4 protein-coding genes are annotated in these 5,505 nt (G+C 61.4%); 3 read left to right on the forward strand and 1 reads right to left on the reverse strand.

Going from position 1 to position 5,505, the window contains the following annotated elements:
• Positions 1-65 precede the first annotated feature (65 nt).
• Positions 66-2,381: an aminotransferase class III-fold pyridoxal phosphate-dependent enzyme gene (locus PHE40_RS10415; RefSeq protein WP_299961497.1), complete on the reverse strand. Its 2,316-nt coding sequence runs from the start codon at positions 2,379-2,381 to the stop codon at positions 66-68.
• A 171-nt stretch (positions 2,382-2,552) separates the two neighbouring features.
• Between PHE40_RS10415 and purU the strand changes: the two genes are divergently transcribed.
• The 3 genes from purU to PHE40_RS10430 form a co-directional block, all read left to right on the forward strand.
• Positions 2,553-3,413 (forward strand): formyltetrahydrofolate deformylase, encoded by an 861-nt coding sequence (purU, locus tag PHE40_RS10420; RefSeq protein WP_299961499.1) that lies wholly within the window; start codon positions 2,553-2,555, stop codon positions 3,411-3,413.
• Between the two features lie 4 nt (positions 3,414-3,417).
• Positions 3,418-3,753 (forward strand): hypothetical protein, encoded by a 336-nt coding sequence (locus tag PHE40_RS10425; RefSeq protein WP_299961501.1) that lies wholly within the window; start codon positions 3,418-3,420, stop codon positions 3,751-3,753.
• Between the two features lie 220 nt (positions 3,754-3,973).
• On the forward strand, positions 3,974-5,505 hold a 1,532-nt coding region (locus tag PHE40_RS10430), incomplete at its 3' end, for an isocitrate lyase (protein WP_299961503.1).

Here is a 5,505-nt window from a genome sequence, read left to right on the forward strand (position 1 = left end):
TATTTTTCTGAGGGCGATTCACGCTTTCGGCTCGCTCGGCTGAGCGAACCTCAAACGATCGCACTCTAGAGCGCCTGGTCCAGGGCTTCCAGAAGCATCGCGGCATGCGGCGGGCCGAAGGGCAGGGGCGGGCGGATTTTCAAGACATTCCCATTCGGTCCCTCGGTGCCGATCAACACGCCCAGATGGCGCATTTTATTGGCGATCTGCTTCGCCAGCTCCGGCGCCGGCGTGCGCAATGCGTGGTCGCGCACAATCTCCACGCCAACCATCAGCCCGCTGCCGCGCACATTCCCAATGGCGGCATACCGCCCGGCCAGCGCTTTCAGCCCTTCGCGCAGCAGCTTGCCGGTGGTCCGCGCGTTTTCCTGCAATTTCTCGCCCTGCAATATGTCCAGCGTGGCCAGCGCGGCGGCAGCCGAGACGGGGTTGCCCCCAAAGGTTGAAAAAAAATCGATCTTGTCAGTAAACGCCTGCAACAAATCGCGCCGTGTCACCACCGCGCCGGCCGGGTGCCCGTTGGCCATCGGCTTGCCCAGCGTTACCATGTCGGGCACCACGCCATGGCGCGCAAACCCCCAGAACGCAGCGCCCATGCGCCCGAAGCCTGATTGCACCTCGTCGCCGATCACCAGCCCCCCCGCAGCGCGCACCTTGGCGGCCACCGCTGCCAAATAGCCTTCCGGCACATCCAGTATGCCGTTGGAGACAAAGGCGGAATCAATGATCAGCGCGGCCACGCCGTGCCCGCTCGCCTGCAGCATGGCGATGGCCCGGCCGGCATCCGCCGCGTAATGCGCCGCCGCCCCCGCGCCGGTGAACCGCCCGCGATAGGTATCGGGCGCCTCCAGCGTTTGCACGAAGGGGGCCAGCGGCTGCGCGAAGGGGCCGTAATACGGCGAGAGCGCCGCCACCGCATCGGTCACGCCATGATAGGCGTTGGCCATCACCAGGGCTCCGCCGCGCCCGGTCACGGTTTTGGCGATCCGCCAGGCCGCGTCATTCGCCTCCGAGCCGCTGTTCACGAACAGGCAAGTCTCCAGCCCCTCGGGCATGGTGGCGGTCAGCCGCTCGGCATATTCCACCACCCTCTCGTGCAGGTAGCGGGTGTTGGCGCACAGCGTTGCCATCTGCCGGCCTATGGCCTCCGCCACGCGCTTGTTCCCATGCCCCACGGCGGGCACGTTATTGTAAGCGTCGAGATAGCGCCGCCCATCTGGCTCGTAGAGAAACACGCCTTCGCCGCGTACCAGATGCACCGGCTCGCGGTAGGAAAGTTCCAGCCCCCGGCCCAGCACGCGTTGCCGCCGCGCGGGCAGGGCAGCGGCGTTTTCATCCAACCTGCTGGCCGCCACGGCGCGGAATTTCGCCACCACGCCATCGCGCCCGGCGCTCAGAAACGTCTCGATGGCCGGGGCGCTCAGCGCGCTCAGGCTGCCAAGCTTCGCTGCGCCCTCCGGGTCGTTATGCCGCCGCCAGGCGTGGATGGTGGCGCTCTGCGCATGCCGGGCGATGATGGCCTCGAATAAGGCGGGGAATTCGGCATCCTCCAGCGGTGTCACCGCGTTATACCCGGCGATCACCTCGGCGGCGTAATCAATGGGGGACATGTTGGCGCCCGTGGTCTCGGCGGCGGTCACCGCAATGTCGAACACCAGCGGGGCGTGGATCATGTCGCCAAAATCGAGCAGCCCGGTTATCGCGCTGGCCGTATCGTTTATCAGCATGTTGCCGGGGTGCAGGTCGTTATGCACCATCTGGTGGCGTAGCCGCGCCATCTCGGGCAGGAAGGCGATGAAGCGGTCGAGCACGCCCTCGACCAGCGCCCTGGCTGGCGCCGGTTCGATTAGTTTGGCGGAGGGCCGCAGCTCCACGATCCGGCGCAGATCCCACACAATCCGCTGCCCCGCGGCCGGATGAAAATAATTCGCCAGCGCCCGGTTCAGCCGCGCCAGCGTGGCGCCAGTGTTGCGTAGCAGCGGCGCGCCGGGCTCCACGCCTTCCATGAGCCGCCCTGGCTGAAACCGTAGCGCCCGCACGATATGCGCCACCCCGGCATCATCGTTCACCCGCGTATAGGCTTCGCCGTCCAGCGTTCTGTGGATGCGCGGCACCGGCAGGGCAGGGTCCATCATCGCGATATGTTCAAGCGCCCCGGTCTGGAATTCAACCGTGGCGGCATCTTCGCCGGGCCCCAGGATTTTCAGGATGATCCCGTCCCCCGCCTCGGGCCGGATGCGGAAATTCTGGTCGCGCTCGCCATAGAGCAACTGCGCGGTGCCGGCCACGCCGAAAATATCCCACGCCAGCATTTCCGCCATATCCCGCGTGAAGGCGGGCGGGCTGGTCTGGAGCGCGACGAGACGGGACTCTGTGGTCATGGCTTAAGCCTCGGATGTTGGATGCCCATAACTACTCCCAAGTCATGCAAGCGCAAGATGCCGTTCTTTCGCCGCCCCCGTGGCAAGGATTCACGGCCACGCCCATTTGCGCTATGACTCCCCGGCCCGCAACATCCCGGCCCCGCCATGGCCGATACTTCAGGAAACCGCATGTCCAAACCGCAATATGTGCTTACCCTTTCCTGTTTGAACCGCCCCGGCATCGTTGCCGCGGTTAGCACCTATTTGTTCGAGCACGGCGCGGATATCCGCGAGGCGCAGCAGTTTGACGACGATGAAAGCGGCAAGTTCTTCGCCCGCATCGGCTTTGATCTTGTTGGCGGCAGCGGCATTGAGGTCCTGCGCGAGAATTTTCACAGCATCGCTGAACCGTTCAAACTCACCCACGCCATCAACGACCATGCCACCCCGCGCCGGGTGCTGCTGCTGGTTTCCAAATTCGACCATTGCCTTGTTGATCTGCTGTATCGCTGGCGCATTGGTGAACTCGCGATGACGCCTACCGCGATCATTTCCAACCATGGGCGCGAGCATTTCGCGGGGATCGACCTGGGGGGCATTTCCTTCCACCATCTGCCGGTCACCAGGGATACCAAGATGGAGCAGGAGGGCCAGATCTGGGCGCTGGTGAAGGAGACCAAATCAGAGCTTGTTGTGCTGGCCCGCTACATGCAGGTGCTCTCCGACGCGCTGGCAGCGAAACTCGCTGGCAAATGCATCAATATTCATCATTCGTTTCTGCCGGGGTTCAAAGGCGCGAAGCCTTACCACCAGGCGCATGGCCGCGGCGTGAAACTGATCGGCGCGACCGGCCATTATGTCACCACCGACCTTGATGAAGGCCCGATCATCGAACAGGATGTCGAGCGGATTTCTCACGCCGACACGCCGGATGATCTCGTGCGCAAGGGCCGCGATATTGAACGCCGCGTTCTTGCCCGCGCTGTCCGCTATCACCTTGAAGACCGGGTTATCCTCAACGGCAAAAAAGCCGTTGTGTTCACGGCGTAGCGCCGTGAGGCATTTTTCGATTCTTGTTGTCCTCACCCTTGCCGCCGTGCTCGAAGCCGGTGGCGACGCCTTGGCTCGCACCGGCCTCCATGCGCACGCCATGGGCATGCGAGTGGGCTTTTTTGCTTTGGGCGCCGCCGTTCTGTTCAGTTACGGCATCACCGTCAACCTGCCCAACTGGGATTTTGGCAGACTCCTCGGCGTTTATGTCGCCTTGTTTTTTGGGGTCGCGCAGGTCATCAACCTTGCCGCCTTCGGGGTGCGCCCGAGCCTGCCGATCCTGTGCGGCGGCGTTCTCATCGTTGCCGGTGGATTGTTGATGACCTTCTGGAAAACATAGGCATCAGGCGGCGGTTTTCTGCATTGCCGCGCGCGGGAAGGCCAGAGTACGGCGGCGCCGCGCAGCCTTTAGAAAAAATTTTACATGTTTTCCGTGAAAATCGGTAAATCCTTTACAATATTACAGCTTCTTTTTACAAAATTGACTCCCTTTTTTCCAAAACAATGTCTACTTGGTGCATTGCAACACGCATCCTCACCAACGGCAACGGAAAACGCAGATGTCTTATCAAGAGAATATTACGAAACTGACCCACCTTATCCAGAGCAAGCACGGTACCTGGGACGGTATCAATGCTGAATCCATCGAGCGGATGCGGTTGCAGAACCGTTTCCATACCGGTCTGGATATCGCCAAATACACGGCCGGCATCATGCGCGCCGACATGGCGGCCTACGACGCCGACCCGGCGAATTACACCCAGTCGCTCGGCGCCTGGCATGGGTTCATCGCCCAGCAGCAGATGATCTCCATCAAGAAGCATTTCGGCGCCACCAAGCGCCGCTACATCTATCTCTCTGGCTGGATGGTTGCTGCCCTGCGCTCGGATTTCGGCCCGCTGCCGGATCAGTCGATGCATGAGAAAACCTCCGTTCCGGCGTTGATCGAAGAGATTTATACCTTCTTGCGTCAGGCTGACGCCCGTGAACTGGGGCTGCTGTTCCGCGATCTGGATGCGGCGCGCGCGGCGGGCGATCTGGCCAAGCAGAAGCAGGTGCAGATGAAGATTGAGAATTTCGAGACCCATGTTGTTCCCATCATCGCTGATATTGACGCGGGTTTTGGCAATGCGGAAGCAACCTATCTGCTGGCCAAGAAGATGATTGAGGCGGGCGCTTGCGCGTTGCAAATCGAGAATCAGGTCTCGGATGAAAAGCAGTGCGGGCATCAGGATGGCAAGGTGACCGTGCCGCATGAGGATTTCATCGCGAAAGTTCGCGCCTGCCGCTATGCTTTCATGGAGCTTGGTGTCGAGAACGGGATCATCGTGACCCGCACGGATTCGCTGGGCGCCGGTCTGACCAAGCAGATTGCCGTCTCCCATACGCCGGGCGATCTGGGAGATCAGTATAATTCGTTCCTGGATTGCGAAGAAGTGGCGCCGGGCGACGCGCGCAACGGCGATGTCATCATCAACCGCAACGGTAAGCTGCTGCGCCCCAAGCGCCTGCCCTCCAATCTGTTCCAGTTCCGCGCCGGCACAGGCGAGGACCGTTGCGTGCTCGACTCCATCACCAGCCTGCAAAACGGCGCTGATCTGCTCTGGATCGAAACCGAGAAGCCGCATGTGGAACAGATCGCCGGGATGATGGATCGCATCCGCGCGGTGGTGCCGAATGCCAAGCTGGTTTACAACAATTCACCGTCTTTCAACTGGACGCTGAATTTCCGCCAGCAGGTTTATGATGCGATGCAGGCCGAGGGTAAGGATGTGTCCGCCTATGACCGCGCGAAGCTGATGAACGTGGAGTATGATGCCACTGAGATTGGTGCGCGCGCGGATGAGAAAATCCGCACCTTCCAGGCGGATGCCTCCAAGCGGGCGGGGATTTTCCACCATCTCATCACGCTGCCGACATACCATACCGCGGCACTTTCCACTGATAATCTGGCCAAGGAATATTTTGGCGCCGCCGGGATGCTTGGCTACGTGCTGAATGTGCAGCGTCAGGAAATCCGCCAGGGGATCGCCTGCGTGAAGCACCAGAATATGTCGGGCTCTGACATCGGTGACGATCATAAGGAGTATTT

This window comes from Acidocella sp. (genome assembly GCF_028687955.1).
Lineage (GTDB): Bacteria > Pseudomonadota > Alphaproteobacteria > Acetobacterales > Acetobacteraceae > Acidocella.